23 protein-coding genes are annotated in these 25,006 nt (G+C 58.3%); 19 read left to right on the top strand and 4 right to left on the bottom strand.

Annotated features, from left to right (window positions below):
* Window positions 1-60: 60 nt before the first annotated feature.
* The 3 genes from pyrG (at window position 61) to queE (ending at window position 3,971) form a co-directional block, all read left to right on the top strand.
* Window positions 61-1,698 (top strand): glutamine hydrolyzing CTP synthase, encoded by a 1,638-nt coding sequence (gene pyrG, locus FJW00_RS16995; protein ID WP_009086964.1) that lies wholly within the window; start codon window positions 61-63, stop codon window positions 1,696-1,698.
* Window positions 1,699-1,774: 76 nt separating this feature from the next.
* Window positions 1,775-3,070, top strand: a complete 1,296-nt coding sequence (gene eno / locus FJW00_RS17000; RefSeq protein ID WP_009086962.1) for a phosphopyruvate hydratase — start codon at window positions 1,775-1,777, stop codon at window positions 3,068-3,070.
* Window positions 3,071-3,299: 229 nt separating this feature from the next.
* A complete protein-coding gene (gene queE, locus FJW00_RS17005; protein WP_046102459.1) occupies window positions 3,300-3,971 on the top strand; it encodes a 7-carboxy-7-deazaguanine synthase QueE in 672 nt (223 codons plus the stop codon).
* 104 nt (window positions 3,972-4,075) lie between these two features.
* On the opposite strand, the gene queD is transcribed toward queE, so the two are convergent.
* Window positions 4,076-4,435 carry a 6-carboxytetrahydropterin synthase QueD gene (queD, locus tag FJW00_RS17010; protein WP_009086958.1) on the bottom strand — a complete coding sequence of 120 codons (360 nt, stop codon included), beginning with the start codon at window positions 4,433-4,435 and terminating at the stop codon, window positions 4,076-4,078.
* Between the two features lie 299 nt (window positions 4,436-4,734).
* Here queD and cysJ point away from each other — a divergent pair, with 299 nt between their 5' ends.
* Genes cysJ through FJW00_RS17025 form a run of 3 tightly spaced genes read left to right on the top strand, consistent with a single transcriptional unit; the run spans window position 4,735 to window position 8,998 of the window.
* Window positions 4,735-6,546, top strand: a complete 1,812-nt coding sequence (cysJ, locus tag FJW00_RS17015; protein WP_009086955.1) for an NADPH-dependent assimilatory sulfite reductase flavoprotein subunit — start codon at window positions 4,735-4,737, stop codon at window positions 6,544-6,546.
* Entirely contained in the window at window positions 6,546-8,267 is a 1,722-nt protein-coding gene (gene cysI, locus FJW00_RS17020) for an assimilatory sulfite reductase (NADPH) hemoprotein subunit (protein WP_009086953.1), read from the top strand. Before cysJ ends, cysI begins: the two co-directional genes overlap by 1 nt.
* Window positions 8,264-8,998, top strand: coding sequence for a phosphoadenylyl-sulfate reductase (locus tag FJW00_RS17025; RefSeq protein ID WP_111208212.1), 735 nt, complete (start codon window positions 8,264-8,266; stop codon window positions 8,996-8,998). Before cysI ends, FJW00_RS17025 begins: the two co-directional genes overlap by 4 nt.
* A gap of 59 nt (window positions 8,999-9,057) precedes the next feature.
* On the opposite strand, the gene FJW00_RS17030 is transcribed toward FJW00_RS17025, so the two are convergent.
* Together FJW00_RS17030 and FJW00_RS17035 are read right to left on the bottom strand one after the other, a co-directional pair.
* The gene (locus FJW00_RS17030) at window positions 9,058-9,342 is read right to left on the bottom strand and encodes a YciI family protein (protein ID WP_009086949.1); all 285 of its coding nucleotides are present in this window, start codon (window positions 9,340-9,342) and stop codon (window positions 9,058-9,060) included.
* 9 nt (window positions 9,343-9,351) lie between these two features.
* Window positions 9,352-10,365: an aminopeptidase gene (locus FJW00_RS17035; RefSeq protein ID WP_140925049.1), complete on the bottom strand. Its 1,014-nt coding sequence runs from the start codon at window positions 10,363-10,365 to the stop codon at window positions 9,352-9,354.
* A 365-nt stretch (window positions 10,366-10,730) separates the two neighbouring features.
* Between FJW00_RS17035 and cysG the strand changes: the two genes are divergently transcribed.
* The 13 genes from cysG (at window position 10,731) to rpoS (ending at window position 22,102) form a co-directional block, all read left to right on the top strand.
* Entirely contained in the window at window positions 10,731-12,146 is a 1,416-nt protein-coding gene (gene cysG, locus FJW00_RS17040) for a siroheme synthase CysG (RefSeq protein WP_140925051.1), read from the top strand.
* A gap of 9 nt (window positions 12,147-12,155) precedes the next feature.
* Window positions 12,156-13,064 (top strand): sulfate adenylyltransferase subunit CysD, encoded by a 909-nt coding sequence (cysD, locus tag FJW00_RS17045; RefSeq protein WP_009086943.1) that lies wholly within the window; start codon window positions 12,156-12,158, stop codon window positions 13,062-13,064.
* A gap of 11 nt (window positions 13,065-13,075) precedes the next feature.
* Window positions 13,076-14,503, top strand: a complete 1,428-nt coding sequence (gene cysN, locus FJW00_RS17050) for a sulfate adenylyltransferase subunit CysN (protein WP_140925053.1) — start codon at window positions 13,076-13,078, stop codon at window positions 14,501-14,503.
* Complete coding sequence (gene cysC, locus FJW00_RS17055; protein WP_046102454.1) at window positions 14,503-15,108, top strand: adenylyl-sulfate kinase; 606 nt, start codon at window positions 14,503-14,505, stop codon at window positions 15,106-15,108. Before cysN ends, cysC begins: the two co-directional genes overlap by 1 nt.
* A gap of 54 nt (window positions 15,109-15,162) precedes the next feature.
* Window positions 15,163-15,483: a DUF3561 family protein gene (locus FJW00_RS17060; RefSeq protein ID WP_140925056.1), complete on the top strand. Its 321-nt coding sequence runs from the start codon at window positions 15,163-15,165 to the stop codon at window positions 15,481-15,483.
* A gap of 176 nt (window positions 15,484-15,659) precedes the next feature.
* Window positions 15,660-15,977, top strand: a complete 318-nt coding sequence (gene ftsB / locus FJW00_RS17065) for a cell division protein FtsB (protein ID WP_009086936.1) — start codon at window positions 15,660-15,662, stop codon at window positions 15,975-15,977.
* Between the two features lie 3 nt (window positions 15,978-15,980).
* A complete protein-coding gene (ispD, locus tag FJW00_RS17070) occupies window positions 15,981-16,697 on the top strand; it encodes a 2-C-methyl-D-erythritol 4-phosphate cytidylyltransferase (RefSeq protein WP_046102453.1) in 717 nt (238 codons plus the stop codon).
* The gene (ispF, locus tag FJW00_RS17075) at window positions 16,697-17,179 is read left to right on the top strand and encodes a 2-C-methyl-D-erythritol 2,4-cyclodiphosphate synthase (RefSeq protein ID WP_009086933.1); all 483 of its coding nucleotides are present in this window, start codon (window positions 16,697-16,699) and stop codon (window positions 17,177-17,179) included. The genes ispD and ispF overlap by 1 nt, the downstream gene beginning before the upstream one ends.
* Window positions 17,176-18,216, top strand: coding sequence for a tRNA pseudouridine(13) synthase TruD (gene truD, locus FJW00_RS17080; protein ID WP_140925058.1), 1,041 nt, complete (start codon window positions 17,176-17,178; stop codon window positions 18,214-18,216). The genes ispF and truD overlap by 4 nt, the downstream gene beginning before the upstream one ends.
* 191 nt (window positions 18,217-18,407) lie before the next feature.
* A complete protein-coding gene (surE, locus tag FJW00_RS17085) occupies window positions 18,408-19,169 on the top strand; it encodes a 5'/3'-nucleotidase SurE (protein ID WP_140925060.1) in 762 nt (253 codons plus the stop codon).
* Window positions 19,163-19,789: a protein-L-isoaspartate(D-aspartate) O-methyltransferase gene (locus FJW00_RS17090; protein WP_009086927.1), complete on the top strand. Its 627-nt coding sequence runs from the start codon at window positions 19,163-19,165 to the stop codon at window positions 19,787-19,789. Before surE ends, FJW00_RS17090 begins: the two co-directional genes overlap by 7 nt.
* Before the next feature lie 162 nt (window positions 19,790-19,951).
* Window positions 19,952-21,052 (top strand): murein hydrolase activator NlpD, encoded by a 1,101-nt coding sequence (nlpD, locus tag FJW00_RS17095; protein ID WP_009086925.1) that lies wholly within the window; start codon window positions 19,952-19,954, stop codon window positions 21,050-21,052.
* Between the two features lie 57 nt (window positions 21,053-21,109).
* On the top strand, window positions 21,110-22,102 hold the full coding sequence (gene rpoS, locus FJW00_RS17100; RefSeq protein ID WP_009086923.1) for an RNA polymerase sigma factor RpoS: 993 nt from the start codon (window positions 21,110-21,112) through the stop codon (window positions 22,100-22,102).
* A 120-nt stretch (window positions 22,103-22,222) separates the two neighbouring features.
* On the opposite strand, the gene mutS is transcribed toward rpoS, so the two are convergent.
* On the bottom strand, window positions 22,223-24,784 hold the full coding sequence (gene mutS / locus FJW00_RS17105) for a DNA mismatch repair protein MutS (protein ID WP_140925063.1): 2,562 nt from the start codon (window positions 24,782-24,784) through the stop codon (window positions 22,223-22,225).
* Between the last annotated feature and the right edge of the window lie 222 nt (window positions 24,785-25,006).

Below are 25,006 nucleotides of genomic sequence, written 5' to 3' on the forward strand. Positions count from 1 at the left end.
TATACTGTTTTCCCGTCCTGGTTATTCCACCGTCTTTAAACCTAAACTCTCAGGTTCAGCATGACAACGAATTATATTTTTGTGACCGGCGGGGTCGTTTCCTCTCTGGGTAAAGGCATTGCCGCAGCCTCCCTCGCAGCCATTCTCGAAGCCCGTGGTCTGAACGTGACCATCATGAAGCTGGACCCGTATATCAACGTGGATCCAGGCACCATGAGCCCGACGCAGCACGGCGAAGTTTTCGTCACTGACGATGGCGCCGAAACTGACCTGGATCTGGGTCACTACGAGCGCTTCATCCGCACCAAAATGACGCGTCGCAACAACTTCACCACGGGTCGTATCTACTCAGATGTCCTGCGCAAAGAGCGCCGGGGCGACTATCTGGGCGCAACCATTCAGGTTATCCCGCACATCACCAACGCCATCAAAGAACGCATCATTGAAGGCGGCGAAGGTCATGATGTCGTGCTGGTCGAAATCGGCGGCACGGTAGGCGATATCGAATCGCTGCCGTTCCTGGAAGCGATTCGTCAGATGGCCGTCGATGTGGGCCGCGAGCACACCATGTACATGCACCTGACGCTGGTGCCTTATATGGCGGCGGCGGGTGAAGTCAAAACCAAACCGACTCAGCACTCTGTGAAAGAGCTGCTGTCGATCGGTATTCAGCCAGACGTGCTGATTTGCCGTTCTGACCGTGCCGTACCGGCTAACGAACGCGCCAAAATCGCCCTGTTCTGTAACGTCCCTGAAAAAGCGGTGATCTCGCTGAAGGACGTCGATTCCATCTACAAGATTCCTGGCATGCTGAAATCGCAGGGCCTGGATGACTATATCTGCAAGCGCTTCAACCTGAACGCACCGGAAGCCAACCTGGCCGAGTGGGAGCAGGTGATTTACGAAGAAGCCAATCCGGGTGGCGAAGTCACCATCGGTATGGTGGGCAAGTATGTTGAGCTGCCGGATGCCTACAAGTCCGTGATCGAAGCGCTGAAACATGGCGGCCTGAAAAATCGCGTGACCGTGAACATCAAACTGATCGATTCGCAGGATGTGGAATCACGCGGTGTCGAATTGCTGAAAGATCTGGATGCGATTCTGATTCCGGGTGGCTTCGGTTACCGCGGTGTGGAAGGCAAGCTGATGACCGCGCAGTATGCGCGTGAAAACAATGTGCCGTACCTGGGTATCTGCCTGGGCATGCAGGTCGCGCTGATGGAGTTTGCGCGCAATGTCGCCGGGATGCCGGGCGCCAACTCCACCGAATTTGTGCCAGACTGTAAATACCCGGTGGTGGCGTTAATCACCGAATGGCGTGACGAAGAGGGCAACGTCGAAGTCCGCAGCGAGCAGAGCGATCTGGGCGGCACCATGCGTCTGGGCAGCCAGCAGTGTCAGTTAACGCCGGGCAGCCAGGTTCGCCAGCTCTACGGCTCTGACACCATCGTTGAGCGCCATCGCCACCGCTATGAAGTCAACAATATGCTGTTAAAGCAGATTGAAGCAGCCGGTCTGCGCGTGGCGGGTCGCTCTGGTGATGATCAGCTGGTTGAGATTATTGAGATCCCGAACCATCCGTGGTTTGTGGCTTGCCAGTTCCACCCGGAGTTCACCTCGACACCACGCGACGGCCATCCGTTGTTTGCCGGCTTTGTGAAAGCCGCGCATGAGCATCAGAAGCGTTTAGCGAAGTAAATTTCACAAACAGCGCGCGAACTTTTCGCGCGTTGTTTGTCTTAGGATTGACTAACTTGTACTGAGGAAAATCGTAATGTCCAAAATCGTAAAAGTCATCGGTCGCGAAATTATCGACTCACGTGGTAACCCGACTGTTGAAGCTGAAGTGCATCTGGAAGGCGGTTTCGTAGGCCTGGCCGCTGCGCCATCAGGTGCCTCTACCGGTTCACGCGAAGCGCTGGAACTGCGTGACGGTGACAAATCACGTTTCCTGGGCAAAGGCGTAACCAAAGCCGTTGCTGCAGTAAACGGTCCGATTGCTGAAGCGGTAAAAGGCAAAGACGCGAAAGATCAGGCGAACATCGACAAGATCATGATCGACCTGGACGGTACTGAGAACAAATCTAACTTCGGTGCAAACGCCATTCTGGCCGTTTCCCTGGCGGCGGCAAAAGCGGCGGCGGCGTCTAAAGGTCAGCCACTGTATGAGCACATCGCTGAACTGAACGGCACCCCAGGCAAATACTCTATGCCTCTGCCAATGATGAACATCATCAACGGTGGCGAACATGCTGACAACAACGTCGACATCCAGGAGTTCATGATTCAGCCGGTTGGCGCAGCTAACGTGAAAGAAGCCATCCGTATGGGTTCTGAAGTGTTCCACAACCTGGCAAAAGTGCTGAAAAGCAAAGGCATGAGCACCGCTGTCGGTGACGAAGGCGGCTACGCACCAAACCTGGGTTCCAACGCTGAAGCACTGGCTGTTATCGCAGAAGCGGTAAAAGCAGCAGGCTACGAGCTGGGCAAAGACATCACCCTGGCGATGGACTGTGCGGCATCTGAGTTCTACAAAGATGGCAAATATGTTCTGGCCGGTGAAGGCGGTAAAGCGTTCACCTCTGAAGAGTTCACCCACTTCCTGGAAGATCTGACTAAACAGTATCCGATCGTCTCTATCGAAGATGGCCTGGACGAATCTGACTGGAACGGCTTCGCTTACCAGACCAAAGTTCTGGGCGACAAAATCCAGCTGGTGGGTGATGACCTGTTCGTAACCAACACCAAAATCCTGAAAGAAGGTATCGAAAAAGGTATCGCTAACTCCATCCTGATCAAATTCAACCAGATCGGTTCTCTTACCGAAACTCTGGCTGCGATCAAAATGGCGAAAGACGCGGGCTACACTGCGGTGATCTCTCACCGTTCAGGTGAAACCGAAGATGCGACCATCGCTGACCTGGCGGTTGGTACTGCAGCAGGCCAGATCAAAACCGGTTCAATGAGCCGCTCTGACCGTGTTGCTAAGTACAACCAGCTGATCCGTATCGAAGAAGCGCTGGGTTCTAAAGCGCCATTCAACGGTCTGAAAGAAGTAAAAGGTCAGTAATGACCCGGTGCTGATGCCACGTTGCGTGGCATCGCATAAACAGAAAGCCCCGCCCTGTGCGGGGCTTTCTGTTTATGCAGTGTACAGTCACGGATGGCAGGGCCCGATCAAGCGGCATTCCTGTCGGCCCGTGCACTTCCCTGCGCGCGGAGAAAAGGCACAACGCGTGGTTGAGCTGCGCGACAAATCTGCCATAATCAGCGCCCCGATTTATCCAGGCGAGTAAAAAATGTTCTACCCGATTAACGAAATGTTCCAGACACTGCAGGGCGAAGGTTACTACACCGGCGTGCCTGCTCTCTTTATCCGCCTGCAGGGATGCCCGGTGGGCTGTAGCTGGTGCGATACCAAACATACTTGGGACAAGCGGGCAGATCGGGAGACCTCGCTGGGCGATATTTTGATCAAAACGGTGGAGAGTGACGCCTGGGGCGATGCCGACGCGGCGACCCTGCTTCGCGCCATCGAACAGCAGGGCTGGACGGCGCGGCACGTGGTGATTACCGGCGGTGAACCGGCGATATACGATCTGCGTCCGTTAACCGCTGCGCTGGAGCAGCAGGGTTTTCAGTGCCAGATTGAGACCAGTGGCACTCACGAAATCCACTGCTCTGAACGGACCTGGGTGACGGTGTCGCCGAAGGTGAACATGCGCGGCGGCTACGACGTGCTGCCGCAGGCCCTGAGCCGGGCTGATGAAATCAAACATCCGGTGGCGCGCCAGCGTGATGTCGAGGCACTGGATGCGCTACTGGCGGGCATTGAGGACAGCAAACCGCGCATCATCGCGCTTCAGCCCATCAGCCGCAAAGAGGAGGCGACCCGCCTCTGCATTGAGACCTGCATCGCCCGCAACTGGCGTCTGTCGATGCAGACCCACAAATATCTCAATATCGCCTGATTTTCATCGCAGCGGTTTCTGCGCGCGGAGGGGAGTGCAGGGCAGGGGATGGCAGAGGTGAAAAAGGGGAGCCGCGTCGGATCGAAGGATTCGATCCGACAGGGTCAGCCGCGGTAAACGCAGCCTGCAGTGCAGGTTTCTTTGATCATGACCGCGCTTAACAGCGGCAGTTGCGGCTTCATCTGATCCCAGATCCATTTCGCCAGCACTTCGCTGGTGGGATTTTCCAGGCCGGGAATATCGTTCAGGTAGTAGTGGTCCAGCCGATCGTAGACCGGCTTAAACGCCGCTTTCAGTTCAGCAAAATCCATAACCCAGCCGGTATGCGCATCCACTTCGCCGGTAATCTCCAGACGAACCAGGAACGAATGACCGTGCAGACGGCCACATTTGTGTCCGGCCGGCACATTCGGAAGATGGTGCGCGGCCTCGAACTGGAATTCTTTAAACAGGGTGGTAGACATAGTGGTTCTCAGACATTAAAAAACCGCTGGATTCTACCTGATTACCGCTTTTTTCGCACCCGCTGCGCACGAAGCGTTCTTTTTCTTCACCCCTCTTCCTCTGATGTCCAGCTAATTAACTGATATAGCGCCGCTTTGCTTACCACTTTTGCTGATTAATCCTACCTGAAAAACCATTTAGTCATTTTGGTTATTTGATATGTCGAAGGCGTATTTAATCGTTAATATACAGCCCGGTAACCTACGCACTCTTCCGCCATTTTACGGTCCGGACTTCTGATACTGGAATTTTTAACGCGATGACGACTCAGGCACCTGGTTCAATGCTTCCGCTCTCTCCGGAACAACTCGCCCGCTTACAGGCGGCGACGACAGATTATTCCCCGACTCAACTGGCGTGGCTGTCAGGCTATTTCTGGGGCAGGGTAGAACAGGCACCGGGTAGCGCCGTCGCCAGCAGCACACCGCCTGCGGCGGCCGCTGAAGCACCGGTTATCACACTGCTTTCCGCCTCACAGACCGGCAATGCCCGTCGTCTGGCCGAGCAGCTGCGTGATGACCTGCTGGCCGCGAAGCTGAATGTCAACCTGGTGAACGCCGGTGATTACAAGTTCAAACAGATTGGCCAGGAAAAGATGCTGGTCGTCGTTACCTCGACCCAGGGCGAGGGCGAACCGCCTGAAGAGGCGGTGGCGCTGCATAAGTTCCTGATGTCGAAAAAGGCACCGAAAATGGAGGGGGCCGCCTTTGCCGTGTTTGGCCTGGGCGACACCTCCTATGAATTCTTCAGTCAGGCGGGCAAAGATTTTGACAGCCGTCTGGCCGAGCTGGGCGGCGAGCGCCTGCTTGATCGCGTGGATGCGGATGTCGAGTATGCGGAGCAGGCCACGGCCTGGCGCAGTGCGCTGACAGCGATCCTCAAAGCGCGGGTGCCGACCGAATCGCCGGCGCAGGCGGCCGCGACAGTGGCAGGCAGCGTCAACGAAGTGACCACCAGCCCCTACAGCAAAGAGGCGCCGCTCAGCGCCAGCCTGGCGGTGAATCAGAAAATCACCGGACGCGATTCCGACAAAGATGTGCGCCATATCGAAATCGATCTGGGCGACTCCGGTCTGCGCTACCAGCCCGGCGATGCGCTGGGCGTCTGGTATGAAAACGACGCGGCGCTGGTCAGCGAACTGCTGGAGCTGGTCTGGCTGAAAGGCGATGAACCGGTTGAGGTTCAGGGCAGCACGCTGCCGCTGGCCGAGGCGCTGCAGAAGCATTTCGAACTGACGGTGAACACGGCGCAGATTGTTGCGCAGTACGCTCAGCTGTCGCGTAACGCCGAACTGCTGGCTCTGGTGGATGATAAAGCCAGACTGCAGCACTATGCGCAGCAGTACCCCATCGTCGACATGGTGCGCCTGGCTCCGTCTGAGCTCAGCGCAGAACAGCTGACCGGACTGCTGCGTCCGCTGACGCCGCGACTCTACTCTATCGCCTCCTCTCAGGCAGAGACCGATACCGAAGTGCATATCACCGTGGGTGCCGTTCGCTTTGATATTGAAGGTCGCCAGCGTGGCGGCGGTGCATCCACCTGGCTGGCCGATCGGATCGAAGAAGAGGGCGAGGTCCGGGTGTTCATCGAACATAACGACAACTTCCGCCTGCCGGCCGATCCGGATGCTCCGGTCATCATGATCGGGCCGGGCACCGGCATCGCCCCCTTCCGCGCCTTTATGCAGCAGCGCGATAACGACGGTGCGGGCGGCAAAAACTGGCTATTCTTTGGCAATCCCCACTTCACCGAGGATTTCCTCTATCAGGTCGAGTGGCAGAAATATGTGAAGGATGGTCTGCTGACCCATATCGACCTCGCCTGGTCACGCGATCAGGCTGAAAAGATTTACGTTCAGGATAAGATCCGCGCGAAAGGTGCCGAAGTGTGGCGCTGGATTCAGGAGGGCGCGCATCTTTATGTCTGTGGCGACGCCAATCGCATGGCAAAAGACGTCGAGCAGGCATTGCTGGATGTGGTGGTCGAACACGGCGGAATGGATCGTGAAACGGCCGACGAATTTTTAAGTGAGCTGCGCATTGAGCGCCGTTATCAGCGAGACGTTTACTAATGAGCGATAAACACCCTGGACCGCTGGTTGTAGAAGGCAAATTAACCGACGCCGAGCGTCTGAAGAAGCAGAGCAACTATCTGCGCGGCACTATTAAAGAAGATCTGGAAGAGGGTCTGACCGGTGGATTTACCGGCGATAACTTCCTGCTTATCCGTTTCCACGGCATGTACCAGCAGGACGATCGCGACATCCGTGCCGAGCGTGCTGAGCAGAAGCTGGAGCCGCGCCACGCCATGATGCTGCGCTGCCGTCTGCCGGGCGGAATTATTACGCCGACCCAGTGGCTGGCGATCGACAGATTTGCCACCGACAAAACCCTTTATGGCAGCATCCGTCTGACCAACCGTCAGACCTTCCAGTTTCACGGCATTCTGAAAAAGAACGTGAAGCCGACGCATCAGATGCTGCACGAAGTGGGGCTGGACGCGCTGGCGACCGCCAACGACGTCAACCGTAACGTGCTCTGCACCTCGAACCCGGTTGAGTCGGAGCTGCATCAGGAAGCGTATGAGTGGGCGAAGAAGCTCTCTGAGCATCTGCTGCCGCGCACCCGTGCCTATGCCGAGATCTGGTGGGATAAGGAAAAGATCGCGACCACCGATGAAGAGCCGATCCTCGGTGAAACCTATCTGCCGCGTAAGTTCAAAACGACGGTGGTGATCCCGCCGCACAACGACGTGGATCTGCACGCCAACGACCTGAACTTCGTGGCGATCGCTGAAAATGGCAAGCTGGTGGGCTTTAACCTGCTGGTAGGCGGCGGCCTGTCGATCGAGCACGGCAACAAAGCGACCTACGCACGCACCGCCAGCGAGTTTGGCTACTTCCCGGTGGATAAGATCCTCGACGTGGCTGAAGCGGTTGTCACCACCCAGCGCGACTGGGGTAACCGTACCGACCGTAAAAACGCCAAAACCAAGTACACCCTGGAGCGCGTGGGCGTCGAGACCTTTAAGGCGGAAGTGGAAAAACGTGCCGGCGTGACCTTTGAGCCGATCCGCCCGTATGAATTCACCACCCGTGGCGATCGCATTGGCTGGATTAAAGGCATCGACAATAAATGGCACCTGACGCTGTTTATCGAGAATGGTCGCCTGCTCGACTATCCAGGCCGTCCGCTGAAGAGCGGCATTGCCGAAATTGCGAAAGTCCATCAGGGCGATTTCCGCCTGACCGCCAACCAGAACCTGATTGTGGCGGGCGTGCCGGAGAGCGAGAAAGCGAAGATTGAAGCGATTGCCCGTGAACATGGTCTGATGGATCACGTCACGCCGCAGCGCGAAAACTCGATGGCCTGCGTGGCCTTCCCGACCTGTCCGCTGGCGATGGCGGAAGCAGAACGCTTCCTGCCTGCCTTCGTGACCAAAGTCGAGGGCATCATGCATGCGCACGGCGTCGGTGATGAGCACATAGTGTTACGCGTTACCGGTTGTCCGAACGGTTGTGGTCGTGCCATGCTGGCAGAGCTGGGTCTGGTGGGTAAAGCGCCAGGCCGCTATAACCTGCATCTGGGCGGAAACCGCACCGGAACGCGTATTCCCCGCATGTACCGTGAGAACATTAACGAAAGCGAAATTCTCGCCACCATTGATGAGCTGGTGGGACGCTGGGCCACCGAGCGCCAGGCCGCAGAAGGCTTTGGTGACTTCACCATCCGCGCGGGCATTGTCGCGCCGGTGCTGGACCCGGCACGCGACTTTTGGGAGGAGGCAAAATGAGTCATCCTGACCTCGCAACACTGAATGAGATGTCCAAAGTCCAGCGTGCAATGGCGCTGGCGGCGACCAATGCGCAGCTGGAGAAGGCGTCAGCAGAAGAGCGGGTCAGCTGGGCGCTGGAGCATCTGCCGGGCGCCTATGTGCTCTCCTCCAGCTTCGGTATTCAGGCCGCGGTGTCGCTGCACCTGGTGACGCGTCAGCAGCCCGATATTCCGGTGATCCTGACCGACACCGGCTATCTCTTCCCGGAGACTTACCGTTTTATTGATGAGCTGGCTGACCAGCTCAATCTCAACCTCAAAGTGTTCCGCGCCGAAACCTCCCCGGCCTGGCAGGAAGCGCGCTACGGCAAACTGTGGGAGCAGGGCGTCGAGGGGATTGAGAAGTATAACGAGATCAACAAAGTCGAACCGATGAACCGCGCGCTGGAAACCCTGGGCGCGCAGACCTGGTTTGCCGGTTTGCGCCGCGATCAGTCGGGCAGCCGGGCGAATCTGCCGGTGCTGGGCGTGCAGCGCGGCGTCTTTAAGGTGCTGCCGATTATCGACTGGGATAACCGGAAGATTCATCAGTATCTGGAACAGCACAAGCTGAAATACCATCCGCTGTGGGATGAGGGCTATCTCTCGGTGGGCGATACCCACACCACCCGCAAGTGGGAACCGGGTATGGCAGAAGAAGAGACCCGCTTCTTCGGTCTCAAGCGTGAGTGCGGCCTGCACGAAGGCTGAATCCTGCGCCTCTTTTCTCCCCCCTGGCTGGGGGGAGAGAAGGGCGTCACTGCCCGAACTCAGACGCCGGTTAAGCCACTGAAGGCTTCCGCTGCCCGCGTGACATTCACCTTTGTCACCTCATACTGCGCCACGGCGACAAAAGGATCTTCCGCTAAGATCGCCTCCAGCCGTTCACGCTCAATATCCCTCACCAGCAGCATCCCGCCGGTGCGCGGATCTTTCCGTCCCGCCGCAATAAAAATGTCCGCGTCAAAATAGCGATTGAGCCAGTCGATATGGCCAGCCAGCAGGGTTTCAACTTCCTCTACCGGCCGAATGTAATTCAGAAAGACGACGTACATGTCAGATCCTCACACGTTGGGATTGGTCAGTTCTCTGAGCAGCGGCAGCAGCACGCTGACACTGTCATGGGTTCGCCGGGCTATCTGACCCGGCAGCCAGCGGTCAAGGTAGTTCAGATTATCCAGGTCAGTCTGATGGCGGGTGACGCCCTCGGGAAAGTGGCGGCTGCGGTGACGCTGCAGCGCGCCATCTTTATTCCCCAGCGTCCAGTTACTGGCGGTCACATCCAGCAGCGGAAAGCCCGCCCTGTCAAAGGCATTCAGCCCGCTGACATCTTTGCGGGTCAGCTGATGACTGGCGGCGGGAATGCCGAGCTGGCGGGCCAGCAGCAGCGCCCGATCGCTGGTCTGCTTGCGTACCGCCCGGGGCGTATTCATGCCGCTGTTAAAATAGAGGTGATCGCCGGTGATCAGGCTGTTGAGATCGATGACCAGCAGGGTGTTCTTCTTCTCACGCGCGCTCATCCGCTCCACGTAGTCATCCATGCCGTGCAGATCGGCTTCTCCGGCGCTCAGCGCCACAAAGCGGACGCCATAGTGCAGCGGTTTCTGACTCAGCTGCTGCGCCAGCTCCAGCATCACGCCCAGCCCTGAGGCGTTATCATCCACCCCCTGCAGACGCAGGCCGCCCAGATTGCGGTGAACCTGGGCGCTGTTCAGCGGCGTCCAGGTATCCAGATGGGCCACGATCAGGATCTCCTGCGGCACGCTGCCGGCGCGTGCGGCAATGACCGAGGTGGCGGTCAGCTTGTGCCAGCGCCGCGAGCCATCCTCTTCCTGCCAGTTGTAACCGGTGTTGAACTGGCGGGTATTGGTCTGATAACCCAGCGCGGTAAATTGCTGCTGCAGATAGTCAGCCGCCATCAGCTCAGCCGGGCTGCCACTCATGCGGCCCGGGAAAAAGGTGGCGATGTGCCGGACCTGCTGCTCGGCAAACTGGCCGGGCGGCGTGGCCAGTGCCAGCGGGGAGAGGAGTGCGCCAGACAAAAGAGTGGCAACCCTCAGACGGAGGGAACAAAACATAGTGCATCCTTTTTTTTATTTGTCCGGAGCGGGCCTGTACAGGGGCCAGGGCCGCTCATGCCGGGCGTATTATACGCTTTTTGTTCCGCAATCCTGTTAGTGGAATCGGGCGCTGTCGCCTCCGGCACAGAGAGGCAGACCTTTGCGCTGGCACTTATCTGCTTTTGCAGCGCAGCAGGTGCGGAGGAATCTGTGAGCCTGTTCACGAAAAAGCCATTACATTTCATCTGTTAAGATCAAATTGTTCTGTGCTTTGCGACACCGTTATTCCATTCGGTAACTACTCATTCCAATTCGTAATTTCATCTGGATAAACTCAGCGACGTATAGTCCCGTTAATACAAAGTTAAAACATCAGGGTTAACGTGGACTATTTGCCTCTTTTTGCCGATCTCTCTGGCCGCCCGGTTCTGGTTGTCGGCGGTGGAGATATTGCGTCGCGAAAAATTGAACTGCTGCGTCGCGCGCGCGCGCGTGTTCAGATCGCCTCTCGTGAACTCTGCCCGGAACTGCAGGAACTGCTGGATAAGCAGGAGCTGGAGTGGGTGGCGACCGAATTTGATCCGGCTCAGCTGGATGGCGTTTTCCTGGTGATTGCTGCCACCGACGATAACCATCTCAACACCCAGGTTTTTGAAGCCGCTAACGCGCGGCATAAGCTGGTTAACGTGGTCGACGACCAGCCAAAATGCACCTTCATCTTCCCGTCGATTGTTGACCGCTCACCGCTGGTAGTAGCGATCTCCTCCAGCGGCACCGCGCCGGTACTGGCACGCATGCTGCGCGAAAAAATCGAAACGCTGCTGCCCGCCAGTCTGGGTCAGATGGCGGAGGTAGCCGGGCTGTGGCGCGATAAGGTCAAACAGCGCTTCAGCCGCATGTCCGATCGTCGGCGTTTCTGGGAGCGGGCCTTCGACGGTCTGTTCGCCAGTCAGATGTCCGCCGGTAACGTCGAAGAGGCGAAGCGCACGCTGGATCGTGAACTGCTGGAAGAGCCAACCCGTCAGGGCGAGATCTTTCTGGTCGGTGCCGGGCCGGGCGACAGCGGCCTGCTGACGCTGCGTGGCCTGCAGGTAATGCAGTTAGCCGATGTGGTGCTCTATGACCATCTGGTCAGCGAAGAGGTGCTGGACCTGGTGCGTCGTGACGCCGACCGCATCTGCGTCGGTAAACGCGCCAGCGCGCATACGTTGCCGCAGGAAGAGATTAATCAGTTGCTGGTCGCGCTGGCGAAGAAAGGCAAGCGGGTGGTGCGCCTCAAGGGCGGCGATCCCTTTATCTTTGGCCGCGGCGGCGAAGAGCTGCAGGCGGCACAGCAGGCGGGGATCCCGTTCCAGGTGGTGCCGGGCGTCACCGCGGCTGCCGGTGCGACGGCCTATGCCGGGATTCCGCTGACCCACCGCGACTATGCCCAGAGCGTGATGTTTATTACCGGTCACTGCCGTCCCGATGGCGATGATATTGACTGGCCATCGCTGGCGCGTGCGCGTCAGACGCTGGCGATCTACATGGGCACGGTTAAAGCGGCTGCTATCAGCGCGGCGCTGATTCAGCATGGTCGTGCACCATCAACGCCAGTGGCGGTGATCAGTCGCGGCACCCGTCAGGATCAGCAGGTGCTGACCGGCACCTTAGAACACCTTGAGGCGCTGGCCGCCTCGGCACCTACTCCGGCGCTGCTGGTGATCGGAGAGGTGGTTAATCTGCACGGGCAACTTGCCTGGTTTAAACATTCAGCACAGCAGGGGGCTCGCGAGTCCGCCGTTGTCAATCTGGCTTGAGGGAAAATCATGGACCAAAAACGACTCACTCATCTGCGTCAGCTGGAGGCGGAGAGCATCCATATCATTCGCGAAGTGGCTGCAGAGTTCAGCAACCCGGTGATGATGTACTCCATCGGCAAAGACTCTTCGGTCATGCTGCACCTGGCACGCAAAGCGTTCTATCCGGGCACGCTGCCGTTTCCGTTGCTGCATGTGGACACCGGCTGGAAATTCCGCGAGATGTATGAATTTCGTGACCGCACCGTGAAAGCGATGGGTGCCGAGCTGATCGTTCACCGCAACCCGGAAGGGGTGGCGATGGGCATTAACCCGTTTGTCCACGGCAGCGCCAAACACACCGACATCATGAAAACGGAAGGGCTGAAGCAGGCGCTGGACAAATATGGTTTTGACGCGGCCTTCGGCGGCGCACGTCGCGATGAAGAGAAGTCGCGTGCCAAAGAGCGTATCTACTCGTTCCGTGACCGCTTCCATCGCTGGGACCCGAAAAACCAGCGCCCTGAGCTGTGGCACAACTACAACGGTCAGATCAACAAGGGCGAAAGCATCCGCGTTTTCCCGCTGTCGAACTGGACCGAACTGGATATCTGGCAGTACATCTTCCTGGAAAACATCGAGATCGTGCCGCTCTATCTCGCCGCGCCGCGTCCGGTGCTGGAGCGTGACGGCATGCTGATGATGATTGACGACGATCGTATCAATCTGCAGCCGGGTGAAGAGATCACCCAACGGATGGTCCGTTTCCGTACCCTCGGCTGCTGGCCGCTGACCGGTGCAGTAGAGTCCGAAGCGCAGACGCTGCCGGAGATCATCGAAGAGATGCTGGTGTCCACCACCAGTGAGCGTCAGGGCCGCATGATCGACCGCGACCAGTCCGGTTCGATGGAACTGAAAAAACGCCAGGGTTATTTCTAAGGAGACGCCAGATGAATACCGTAATTGCACAACAGATTGCCGACCAGGGCGGCGTTGAAGCCTGGCTGACCGCTCAGCAACACAAGAGCCTGCTGCGTTTTCTGACCTGCGGCAGCGTGGACGATGGAAAAAGTACCCTGATTGGGCGTCTGCTGCACGACACCCGTCAGATCTATGAAGACCAGCTCTCTTCACTGCACAACGACAGCAAACGTCACGGCACCCAGGGCGAGAAGCTCGATCTGGCGCTGCTGGTGGACGGTCTGCAGGCGGAGCGTGAGCAGGGCATTACCATCGACGTGGCCTACCGCTACTTCTCGACCGAAAAGCGTAAATTCATTATTGCCGACACGCCGGGCCATGAGCAGTACACCCGCAACATGGCGACCGGGGCGTCCACCTGCGACCTGGCGATCCTGCTGATCGACGCGCGAAAAGGCGTGCTGGATCAGACCCGTCGTCACAGCTTTATCTCGACGCTGCTGGGCATTAAGAACCTGGTGGTGGCGATCAACAAGATGGATCTGGTGGACTACAGTCAGGATCGCTTCGAGGCGATCAAACAGGATTATCTCGATTTCGCCGCCCAGCTGCCGGACGATCTCGACATCCGCTTTGTGCCGATGTCGGCGCTGGAAGGGGATAACGTTGCGACGGCCAGCCAGACCATGCCGTGGTACACCGGCCCGACGCTGCTGGACGTGCTGGAGACCGTGGAGCTGAAGCGCGTTGTCGACCATCAGCCGATGCGCTTCCCGGTGCAGTATGTGAACCGTCCTAACCTCGATTTCCGTGGCTATGCCGGTACCCTGGCGTCAGGCAGCGTGCAGGTAGGACAGCGCGTTAAAGTGCTGCCGTCTGGCGTGGAGTCGACGATTGCCCGCATTGTGACCTTTGATGGCGATCTGCAGGACGCGGGAGCAGGGGAGGCGATTACCCTGGTGCTGCAGGATGAGATTGATATCAGCCGTGGCGATCTGCTGGTGGACGCCAGCGAAACGCTGACGGCAGTGCAGTCGGCCAGCGTAGACGTGGTGTGGATGGCGGAGCAGCCGCTGCAGGCGGGTCAGAGCTACGATCTGAAAATCGCCGGTAAGAAAACCCGTGGCCGGGTCGAAAAGGTGCTGCATCAGGTCGACATCAACTCGCTGGCGACCCATCAGGTCGATGCGCTGCCGCTGAACGGAATCGGCCGCATTGAGATCGTCTTCAATGAACCGATGGTGCTCGACAGCTATCAGCAGAACCCGGTGACCGGCGGCATGATCTTTATCGATCGCCTGAGCAACGTCACGGTCGGGGCGGGCATGATCCATCAGCCCAACCAGGATGTGCCGGCCAGTACGGGTGAGTTCAGCGCCTTTGAGCTGGAACTGAATGCGCTGGTGCGTCGTCACTTCCCGCACTGGAACGCGCGCGATCTGCTGGGCGGTCAATAATGGCGCAGCACGACGACAACGTGGTGTGGCATGACCATCCGGTCACCCGCGCGGCACGCGAACAGCAGCACGGCCATCAGGGCGTGGTGCTGTGGTTTACCGGGCTGTCGGGCTCGGGGAAATCCACGGTCGCCGGTGCGCTGGAGCAGGCGCTGCACCGCATCGGTGTCAGCACCTATCTGCTGGATGGGGATAATGTGCGTCACGGCCTGTGCCGTGACCTCGGTTTCAGCGATGACGACCGCAAAGAGAATATCCGTCGGGTCGGCGAAGTGGCGAAACTGATGGTGGATGCCGGATTAGTGGTGCTCACCGCCTTTATTTCACCGCATCGCGCCGAGCGGCAGATGGTGCGCGATCTGCTGGAACCGGGACAGTTTATCGAGGTGTTTGTCGATACGCCGTTAGCGGTGTGCGAGGCGCGCGATCCTAAAGGGTTATACCGCAAAGCCCGGGCCGGAGAACTGCGAAACTTCACCGGCATCGACAGCGTTTATGAAGCCCCGGAGAGCCCGGAAATTCAGCTGGATGGCGAACAATTGGTTACAAAACTGGCCGCCCAATTGTTAGACCTGCTGCGTGACCGCGATATCATCAGATCCTGAAGAGACAGCGGCAAATCGTCTCTGATTTGCCGCCCTCGCACCAACAGGATGCCTATGCAGAACATAACCCCACTGCTCGCTCGTAAAGATGACACCACCCCGGATGAGCCGCGCTCACTGCTGCCGGGCTGCGTGATCGGCTTTCTCGCTTACTGGTGTGCGCTGGCGATCCCGTTCCTGCTGTTCGGTTCTAACACGCTGTTTTTCTTTCTTTATACCTGGCCATTCTTTCTGGCGCTGCTGCCGGTTGCGGTGGTCGCCGGTATTGCCCTGAATACCCTGCTCAGCGGACAGTGGCTCTGGACCGCACTCGCCACCGTGATTCTGGTGGTCTCTCTCTTCTGGTTAATGTTCTCTTTTCTCTCCGGCTGGTAAGCGCTGATGCTCCTGCGCTGATGTGCAAACGCATCGGCCGGTTACAAATCTTTTCCCCCTGGAATCGCTGCTGATTCATATTTTGTGCAGACGCGCGGCAAAGCGCGCCATTTTCTCCGCTGGTGTGGAGTCCTGTGCAAAGTTATGGGATGATTGGGCCGTTTTTAGGGGGCGGGATGGGAAAACTGACGTTACTGTTACTGGTGCTGCTCGGCTGGCTGCAATATTCATTGTGGCTGGGGAAAAATGGTATCCACGACTATACGCGCGTCAATGATGATGTCGCGGTGCAACAGGCTAACAATGCCAAACTGAAATCGCGCAACGATCAGCTGTTTGCCGAAATTGATGACCTCAATGGCGGCTCGGAAGCGATCGAGGAGCGTGCACGCAATGAGCTGGGCATGATTAAGCCCGGTGAGACCTTCTATCGTCTGGTGCCTGACCAGAACAAACGCAACGCGCAACAATCAGCGCAAAACCAACAACGATAAAACATGAATACTCTGGCCTCCCTTGCGGATGTGATTGCCGTGGTGCCCGCGGCCGGGATCGGCAGCCGCATGCAGGCAACCTGTCCTAAGCAGTATCTGACGATTGGTCAGCACACCCTTCTGGAACACAGCATTGCACGTCTGTTTTCCCATCCTGCCATTAAACAGGTTATTGTCGCCCTCAGTCCCGACGATCAGCACTTCGCCTCACTGCCGCTGGCGCGCGATCCGCGCGTGCTCAGGGTTACCGGCGGAGAGACCCGCGCCGAATCGGTGCTGGCTGGCCTGCAGGCCGCGCAGGGTGCCGCGTGGGTTCTGGTTCACGATGCTGCCCGTCCCTGTCTGCATCCCGACGACCTGCAGCAGCTGCTCAACGTGCGCGAACAGAGCCACGTCGGCGGGATTCTGGCCGCACCGGTGCGCGACACCATGAAGCGGGGCGAGCCGGGCAAAGCCGCGGTGGCCCACACGGTAGAGCGTGACGATCTCTGGCACGCCTTAACCCCCCAGTTTTTCCCGCATGCGCTGCTGACAGCCTGCCTGACGCGGGCACTGACCGAGGGCGCAACCATTACGGATGAGGCCTCGGCGCTGGAGTATTGCGGCTACCATCCGCTGCTGGTCAGCGGACGCAGTGATAACATCAAAGTCACCCGGCCAGAAGATCTGGCGCTGGCGGCTTTTTATCTGAGTCAGATTCAATTAAAGGAGAGCGCATGATGCGTATCGGTCACGGTTTTGACGTTCACGCCTTTGGCGGAGAGGGTCCGTTAGTGATTGGCGGTGTGCGGATCCCGTTTGAGCAGGGGTTTATTGCCCATTCCGATGGTGATGTGGCGCTGCATGCGCTGACGGACGCGCTGCTGGGCGCGGTCGCCATGGGCGATATTGGCAAACTGTTTCCGGATACCGATCCCGCGTTTAAAGGCGCGGACAGCCGCGGCCTGCTGCGCGAGGCCTGGCGTCGTATCGAAGCCAAAGGCTATCGCATCGGTAACGTGGATGTCACCCTGATTGCCCAGGCGCCGAAAATGCTGCCGCATGTGCCGCAGATGCGCATCAACATCGCGGAAGATCTGGGATGTCACATGGATGCGGTCAATGTCAAAGCCACCACGACCGAAAAGCTGGGCTTTACCGGGCGCGGTGAAGGGATCGCCTGCGAAGCGGTGGCCCTGCTGCTGAAAGCCGACACTCAATGACGCTTCACTATCTGCACGGCACGCCCGCTGCCACCGGCGTCATCAAAGCCAGCCCGGAAGATTTTGTGGTGGTTGAAGATCTCGGTTATGGCCCGGATGGGGAAGGTGAGCATCTGCTGGTGCGCATCCGTAAAGTGGGCGCGAATACCCGCTTCGTGGCGGAGGCGCTGGCGAAATATCTCGGTGTGCATCAGCGTGACATGAGCTATGCCGGGATGAAGGATCGCCATGCCGTGACGGAGCAGACGCTCTGTTTCCGTCTGCCGGGGAATGCGATGCCCGATCTGCGCGGTTTTGCGCTGGAGGGGGTTGAGATCCTGCAGGCGGTACGCCACAAGCGCAAGCTGCGCACCGGCGCGCTGGCCGGAAATGCGTTCCGGCTGGTCATCCGCCAGATCAGCGATCGTGAGGCAGTTGAGACGCGCCTGACGCAGATTCGTGACGCGGGTGTGCCGAACTATTTCGGTGAGCAGCGTTTCGGGCGCGGCGGCAATAACCTGGTGATCGCAGAGAAGTGGGCGCGCAATGAGATTACCCTGCGCGATCGCAACAAGCGCAGCCTGATGCTCTCTGCCGCGCGCAGTGCGCTGTTTAATCAGGTGACCAGTGCGCGTCTGGCGCAGCAGGGCGGCCTGAGTCAGGTCCTTAACGGCGATGCCCTGCAGCTGACCGGGCGAGGCAGCTGGTTTGTTGCGCAGCCGGATGAGCTGGAAGCGTGCCAGCGCCGGGTTGAACAGCATGAACTGCGCATCACCGCGCCGCTGCCGGGGCGGGGCGAGCCGGGTCCGCAGGCGGATGCGCTGGCTTTTGAAGAGCAGGTGCTGGCTGGCGAAACCCTGCTGAACGGCCTGATTGAGCGCGAGCGGGTGGATGCCGCACGCCGTGCCATGCTGGTCGTGCCGCGCGATCTGCGCTGGAGCTGGTGGGATGAGGTGACGCTGGAGCTGACGTTCTGGCTGCCCGCAGGCAGCTTCGCCACCAGTGTCGTCAGAGAACTGCTGGTTCAGGCCGACGCGTCCGATCAGATTGATGAGTAATCTTCGCCGCAACCTGACCCGCTGTGTGGGGAATGTTGCGGCAACCCCCCTCTGCTGTGTGATTTACGCCTACCACTTCCTTGCGTGCCTCGCTAGAATGCAAAAATCGCCGCCCATTCCTCACCTGTTGCCATGCCGTTCAGACAGGTTCAGTCGCGGCGACCAGTCGAATAAAAAAAGGTCAGAACGAAATGCGGATATTGCTCAGCAACGATGACGGCATTCATGCGCCAGGTATTCAGACTCTGGCGAAAGCCCTGCGGCAGATTGCTGACGTGCAGGTGGTTGCCCCCGATCGTAACCGAAGCGGTGCGTCAAACTCGCTCACCCTGGAAACGCCCCTGCGAACGTTCACCCGTGAAAACGGCGATATCGCGGTGCAGATGGGTACCCCGACCGACTGTGTCTATCTGGGGGTGAATGCCCTGATGCAGCCGCGGCCCGATATTGTGGTGTCAGGCATCAATGCCGGTCCCAACCTGGGGGATGATGTGATTTACTCCGGTACGGTCGCGGCGGCGATGGAGGGGAGACACCTGGGCTTACCGGCGATCGCCGTTTCGCTCAATGGTCATCAGCACTACGAGACAGCCGCGGCGGTGACCTGTGCGCTTCTCCGGGCGCTGACGCATGAGCCGCTGCGCACCGGTCGCATTCTCAATATCAACGTGCCCGATCTGCCGCTCTCCGAGCTCCGGGGCATTCGCGTGACGCGCTGTGGCAGCCGCCATCCGGCCGATCAGGTGATTGCGCAGCAGGACCCGCGCGGCAATACCCTTTACTGGATTGGCCCGCCGGGTGAAAAACTGGATGCCGGGCCGGATACGGACTTCGCCGCCGTGGATCAGGGGTATGTCTCTGTCACCGCGCTGCACGTCGATTTAACGGCGCACAGTGCCCAGGAGGTGCTCAGCGACTGGCTGGCGAAAGCTGAGGTGAATCTGGCATGGTGAATCGGCGTATTGAGACGTTGCTGTCACAACTGCGTCAGCAGGGCATCCATGACGAAAACCTGCTGAAAGCCATCAGCGAGGTGCCACGCGAACGCTTTATCGATGAGGCGTTCGAGCACAAGGCCTGGGACAATGTCGCTCTGCCTATCGGCTCCGGTCAGACCATCTCACAGCCTTACATGGTGGCGCGGATGACCGCGCTGCTTGGGCTGAATCCCCATTCGCGGGTGCTGGAAATCGGCACCGGTTCGGGTTATCAGACCGCCATTCTGGCCCACCTGGTTGATCACGTCTATTCCGTGGAGCGGATTAAAGGGCTGCAGTGGCAGGCCAAGCGCCGGCTGAAACAGCTCGATCTGCACAATGTCTCTACCCGCCATGGCGACGGCTGGCAGGGCTGGCCATCCCGTGGCCCGTTCGATGCGATTATCGTCACGGCGGCCCCGCCGGAAATTCCGATTGCGCTGATAGCGCAGCTGGCAGAAGGCGGCATTATGGTGCTGCCGGTGGGGGAAGATCAGCAGGTACTGAAACGGCTGCGTCGTCAGGGAAAAGAGGTGACGGAAGAGACCATCGAGCCGGTGCGTTTTGTTCCGCTGGTGCAGGGCGATCTGGCCTGACCCTCTACGTATTTCTTCACAACTGTTTCATGGCACCACGTACCTGATGTTGTTACTATCCGGTTTACCTAACGAAAACACAGCTTTTATCGCGTCACGCAGAGCATTCTGCTGGCAGATACAGTGAAACAGATAGATCAGAGTTGCCATCACGGGGGATTAATGAGCACGGGAAGCACACTTTTTCAGTTACGCCGTCTGGCGGCGCTTTCACTGGTAGGTTTCTGGCTGGCAGGCTGCAGCTCCAGCGACAACTCGCAGGCGCCCATCAGTCGCGTGGGCGACAATGGCGGCATGAACAGCAGCCCGTCTGACACAGGCATGGTTTCGGGCGGCGTACCTGCCACACCTGCCCAGGGACAAATGTTAAGCACAAATTCAGGATCTGCTCCCCGTAGCGGTGGAATGATTAGTACCAGCGATAATGTTGAGACACAAAATGGCCGGATTGTGTACAACCGCAGTTATCAGAATATTCCAAAGGGTAGTTACTCCGGTGAAACATATACCGTTAAGCGCGGTGACACATTGTTTTACATTGCCTGGATTACCGGCAACGACTTCCGCGATTTAGCCCAGCGCAACAACGTTCCTGCGCCCTATAGCCTGAATGTGGGGCAAACGCTGCAGATTGGAAATGGGTCAGGTCAGCCGATTACGGGCGGAAATCCCATTACCGTTGCTGATGCAACGCAGGGCGGTGTTCCGGCGTCGCCACAAATTAAAGCGCCTGTTGTTGCACAGCAACCTGTTATTACGTATTCTGATGATTCGGGTAATTCGGGTGGCAGCAAATTGTTGCCTTCGAAAGGAGCAAATGTTGCAACGACAACAGCTCCAGTCGTTACCGCCCCCCCAACGGTGAGCAGTACCACCAACAGTTCAACGCCGGTCGGAAGCTGGCGCTGGCCGACCGATGGGAAGATTATCGATAACTTCTCTGCCGCCGAAGGTGGCAATAAAGGGATCGATATCGCCGGAACGCGCGGACAATCTGTCGTTTCCACCGCATCAGGACGCGTGGTTTACGCAGGTAACGCACTCCGGGGGTACGGTAATTTAATCATCATTAAACACAACGATGATTACCTGAGTGCCTACGCCCACAACGATACAATGCTGGTTCGGGAACAACAGGAAGTTAAGGCGGGGCAGAAGATCGCTACCATGGGTAGCACCGGAACCAGTTCAGTCAGATTACATTTTGAAATTCGTTACAAGGGGAAATCCGTAAACCCGTTGCGTTATTTACCGCAGCGATAATCCGGCAGAACAGACCCTTTTTATGTTCTGCCCTGGAATCACGGGTAGGAGCCGCTTATGAGCCAGAATACGCTGAAAGTAAACGAGTTACATGAGAACGCGGAATTCGATGAGAACGGAGCTGAAATTTTTGACGAGAAAGCACTCGTTGAAAACGAAGCCAGTGATAGCGACGTAGCGGAAGAAGAGTTGCTATCACAGGGTGCGACGCAGCGTGTTTTAGATGCGACGCAGCTCTATCTTGGGGAGATTGGCTATTCTCCGTTGTTAACGGCAGAGGAAGAAGTTTTCTTCGCTCGCCGTGCATTGCGGGGTGATATTCCTTCCCGTCGCCGTATGATCGAAAGTAACTTACGCCTGGTGGTGAAAATCGCCCGTCGTTACAGCAATCGTGGTTTAGCCCTGCTGGACCTGATTGAAGAAGGTAACCTCGGCCTGATTCGCGCCGTTGAGAAATTTGACCCGGAGCGCGGGTTCCGTTTCTCAACGTACGCCACCTGGTGGATTCGTCAGACCATTGAACGGGCGATCATGAATCAAACCCGTACTATCCGTCTGCCGATTCACATTGTTAAAGAACTGAACGTTTATCTGCGTACTGCGCGTGAACTGTCCCACAAGCTCGACCATGAGCCGAGTGCGGAAGAGATCGCGGAGCAGCTTGATAAACCGGTTGATGACGTAAGCCGTATGTTGCGTCTCAACGAACGCATTACCTCGGTTGACACGCCATTAGGCGGGGATTCTGAAAAAGCGCTGCTGGATATTCTGGCCGATGAGAAAGACAATGGCCCGGAAGACACCACGCAGGACGATGACATGAAACAAAGCATCGTCAAATGGCTGTTCGAACTGAACGCCAAGCAGCGTGAAGTGCTGGCACGTCGTTTCGGCCTGTTGGGCTATGAAGCGGCAACGCTTGAGGATGTCGGCCGTGAAATCGGCTTAACCCGTGAGCGTGTCCGTCAGATTCAGGTTGAAGGTTTGCGCCGTCTGCGCGAAATCCTGCAGGCGCAGGGCCTCAACATTGAAGCACTGTTTCGTGAATAACTGATCTGAGCATGAATGCGAAAAGCGGTGGTGAAAACCACCGCTTTTTTTATGCCTGCAGAAAAGGTCAGGCAGAAACGTAGCGGGCCGGTCCGCGCTTTTACGCGGCACGGCGAACCTTCAGACCAGCGACTTAAGGCGATAGATCCAGTCGAGCGCCTGACGCGGCGTCAGCGTATCCGGGTCCAGCGCCTCCAGGGCTTCTACCGCCGGTGAGGTCTCTTCAACCAGCAGCGGCAGCTGAGAACCATCGACCGTCGATGAGGCGGAGTGACTGGAGACGGTCTCCAGCTCTTTCAGCTTGCTGCGCGCGCGCCTGATGACCTCTTTGGGCACCCCCGCCAGCGCTGCCACGGCCAGACCATAGCTCTTGCTGGCGGCCCCCTCCTGCACGCTGTGCATAAAGGCGATGGTGTCACCGTGCTCCACCGCGTCCAGGTGAACGTTGACCACGCCTTCCATTTTCTCCGGCAGGGTGGTCAGCTCGAAGTAATGGGTCGCGAACAGCGTCATCGCTTTAATGCGGTTGGCCAGGTTTTCGGCACAGGCCCAGGCCAGCGATAAGCCGTCGTAGGTGGAGGTACCGCGTCCAATCTCATCCATCAGCACCAGACTGTTTTCGGTGGCGTTGTGCAGGATGTTGGCGGTTTCGGTCATCTCCACCATAAAGGTCGAGCGTCCGGAGGCGAGATCATCAGCGGCACCCACGCGGGTGAAAATGCGATCCAGCGGGCCAATCAGCGTCTCATCGGCGGGAACAAAACTGCCAATCCACGCCATCAGCGCAATCAGCGCCGCCTGACGCATATAAGTACTTTTACCGCCCATGTTCGGACCGGTGATGATCAGCATTCTGCGCTGGGGGGCCAGGGAGAGCGGGTTCGCAATAAACGGCTCTTTCAGCACCTGTTCGACCACCGGATGACGACCGCCGCTGATTTTGATCCCGGCTTTATCCTGCAACACCGGCCGGCAGTAGTTCAGCGTCCAGGCACGCTCAGCCAGATTGCTCAGCACATCCAGCTCTGCCAGCGCCGCAGCACTCAGCTGCAACGCTTCAAGATGCGGCAGCAGCTGATCGAACAGCGCCTCATAGAGGCTTTTTTCCAGCGACAGCGCTTTCCCCTTCGAGGTCAGTACTTTGTCTTCGTACTCTTTCAGCTCCGGGATAATATAGCGTTCCGCATTTTTCAGGGTCTGACGACGGACATAGTGCATCGGCACCTGATGGCTCTGCCCGCGGCTCACCTGGATGAAGTAGCCGTGTACGCCGTTAAAGCCAACCTTGAGGGTATCCAGTCCCAGCTTCTCGCGTTCGCGAATCTCCAGCCTGTCGAGATAGTCCGTTGCGCCATCGGCCAGCGCACGCCACTCATCCAGCTCGGCGTTATAACCGGGGGCAATCACGCCGCCGTCGCGGATCAGCACCGGCGGGGAGTCGATGATCGCCTGCTCCAGCAGCTCACGCAGCGCGGCGAACTCGCCCATCTGGGTGCGCAGCTTCTGCAGCTGTGGCGCTTCAACATCGGCCAGCAGCTGGTTAAGCTCCGGCAGCTGCTGAAAAGCGTGCCGCATGCGGGCCAGATCGCGCGGGCGGGCGGTGCGCAGCGCCAGGCGGGCCAGGATTCGTTCCAGATCGCCGACCTGACGCAGCACCGGCTGAAGCACCTCACTGAGAGGCTGCAGTTCTGCAATCGACTCCTGACGCTGGGTGATTGTGCGTACGTCGCGCAGCGGCATATGCAGCCAGCGTTTGAGCATGCGGCTTCCCATCGGGGTGACCGTTTTGTCGAGCACGGCCGCCAGGGTGTTGTCGGTGCCACCTGCCAGGTTCTGGGTGATCTCCAGATTACGGCGGGTGGCCGCATCCATAATGATGCTGTCCTGCTGCCGCTCCATGCTCAGCGAGCGGATGTGCGGCAGGGTGGTGCGCTGGGTATCTTTGGCATACTGCAGCAGACAGCCCGCCGCACTCAGTCCGAGCTGCGCATTCTCCACGCCAAACCCGTTAAGGTCACGGGTGCCGAACTGCAGATTGAGCTGCTGCCGGGCGGTGTCGATCTCAAACTCCCACAGCGGACGGCGGCGCAGGCCACGACGCTGATCGATCAGTGACATCGCCTGGAAATCTTCAGGGTAGAGCAGCTCGGCCGGGTTGGTGCGCTGCAGCTCTGCCGCCATGGTTTCAGCATCGGCAGGTTCGCTGAGGCGAAAACGGCCCGAGCTGATGTCGAGCGTGGCGTAGCCAAACCCCCGCGGGCTTTGCACAATCGCCGCCAGCAGGTTGTCGTGCCGCTCCTGCAACAGCGCCTCATCGCTGATGGTTCCCGGCGTAACGATACGCACCACTTTGCGCTCGACCGGACCTTTGCTCAGCGCCGGGTCACCGATCTGCTCGCAGATCGCCACGGATTCGCCCAGCTGCACCAGCTTAGCCAGATACCCCTCAACCGCATGATAGGGCACACCGGCCATCGGGATCGGTTCGCCCGCCGACGCGCCGCGTTTGGTCAGCGAAATCTCCAGCAGCTGTGAGGCACGTTTCGCGTCGTCATAAAACAGCTCGTAGAAGTCACCCATACGGTAAAACAGCAGAATGTCAGGGTGCTCTGCCTTGAGGCGCAGGTACTGCTGCATCATGGGCGTGTGAGAAGGAAAGTCCTTTTCGGTTGGCTCTTGCATAAGGTTTTAACTCATCTTTGATGCGGTAAATTTCTGGCGGTCAACGCCCATGAAACCGAAAGGGATTCCAGGCGCGCGGGATAATCAGATGATAACGAATAGGGCAGGGCATATGCCAGCCTGATGCGCAGACCGTGAACCTGACCGGCCAGGAGCCATCCTGGCAAATGGCAGGGCGGCTGGCGACAGAAAAGTGTCACTTTTGCACTCTCTGATGTGCTG

It is taken from the genome of Pantoea anthophila, assembly GCF_006494375.1.
In the GTDB taxonomy this organism is placed as follows: domain Bacteria; phylum Pseudomonadota; class Gammaproteobacteria; order Enterobacterales; family Enterobacteriaceae; genus Pantoea; species Pantoea anthophila.

Bases quoted from the DNA above. Each gene is read 5' to 3' on its own strand.
- queE (WP_046102459.1), top strand. From the start codon at position 3,300: ATGTTCTACCCGATTAACGAAATGTTCCAGACACTGCAGGGCGAAGGT.
- mutS (WP_140925063.1), bottom strand. From the start codon at position 24,784: ATGCAAGAGCCAACCGAAAAGGACTTTCCTTCTCACACGCCCATGATG.
- FJW00_RS17030 (WP_009086949.1), bottom strand. From the start codon at position 9,342: ATGTACGTCGTCTTTCTGAATTACATTCGGCCGGTAGAGGAAGTTGAA.
- queD (WP_009086958.1), bottom strand. From the start codon at position 4,435: ATGTCTACCACCCTGTTTAAAGAATTCCAGTTCGAGGCCGCGCACCAT.
- pyrG (WP_009086964.1), top strand. From the start codon at position 61: ATGACAACGAATTATATTTTTGTGACCGGCGGGGTCGTTTCCTCTCTG.
- cysD (WP_009086943.1), top strand. From the start codon at position 12,156: ATGGACCAAAAACGACTCACTCATCTGCGTCAGCTGGAGGCGGAGAGC.
- ispF (WP_009086933.1), top strand. From the start codon at position 16,697: ATGCGTATCGGTCACGGTTTTGACGTTCACGCCTTTGGCGGAGAGGGT.
- truD (WP_140925058.1), top strand. From the start codon at position 17,176: ATGACGCTTCACTATCTGCACGGCACGCCCGCTGCCACCGGCGTCATC.
- surE (WP_140925060.1), top strand. From the start codon at position 18,408: ATGCGGATATTGCTCAGCAACGATGACGGCATTCATGCGCCAGGTATT.
- FJW00_RS17090 (WP_009086927.1), top strand. From the start codon at position 19,163: ATGGTGAATCGGCGTATTGAGACGTTGCTGTCACAACTGCGTCAGCAG.
- eno (WP_009086962.1), top strand. From the start codon at position 1,775: ATGTCCAAAATCGTAAAAGTCATCGGTCGCGAAATTATCGACTCACGT.
- FJW00_RS17035 (WP_140925049.1), bottom strand. From the start codon at position 10,365: ATGTTTTGTTCCCTCCGTCTGAGGGTTGCCACTCTTTTGTCTGGCGCA.
- cysC (WP_046102454.1), top strand. From the start codon at position 14,503: ATGGCGCAGCACGACGACAACGTGGTGTGGCATGACCATCCGGTCACC.
- cysJ (WP_009086955.1), top strand. From the start codon at position 4,735: ATGACGACTCAGGCACCTGGTTCAATGCTTCCGCTCTCTCCGGAACAA.
- FJW00_RS17060 (WP_140925056.1), top strand. From the start codon at position 15,163: ATGCAGAACATAACCCCACTGCTCGCTCGTAAAGATGACACCACCCCG.
- ftsB (WP_009086936.1), top strand. From the start codon at position 15,660: ATGGGAAAACTGACGTTACTGTTACTGGTGCTGCTCGGCTGGCTGCAA.
- FJW00_RS17025 (WP_111208212.1), top strand. From the start codon at position 8,264: ATGAGTCATCCTGACCTCGCAACACTGAATGAGATGTCCAAAGTCCAG.
- nlpD (WP_009086925.1), top strand. From the start codon at position 19,952: ATGAGCACGGGAAGCACACTTTTTCAGTTACGCCGTCTGGCGGCGCTT.
- rpoS (WP_009086923.1), top strand. From the start codon at position 21,110: ATGAGCCAGAATACGCTGAAAGTAAACGAGTTACATGAGAACGCGGAA.
- cysI (WP_009086953.1), top strand. From the start codon at position 6,546: ATGAGCGATAAACACCCTGGACCGCTGGTTGTAGAAGGCAAATTAACC.
- ispD (WP_046102453.1), top strand. From the start codon at position 15,981: ATGAATACTCTGGCCTCCCTTGCGGATGTGATTGCCGTGGTGCCCGCG.
- cysN (WP_140925053.1), top strand. From the start codon at position 13,076: ATGAATACCGTAATTGCACAACAGATTGCCGACCAGGGCGGCGTTGAA.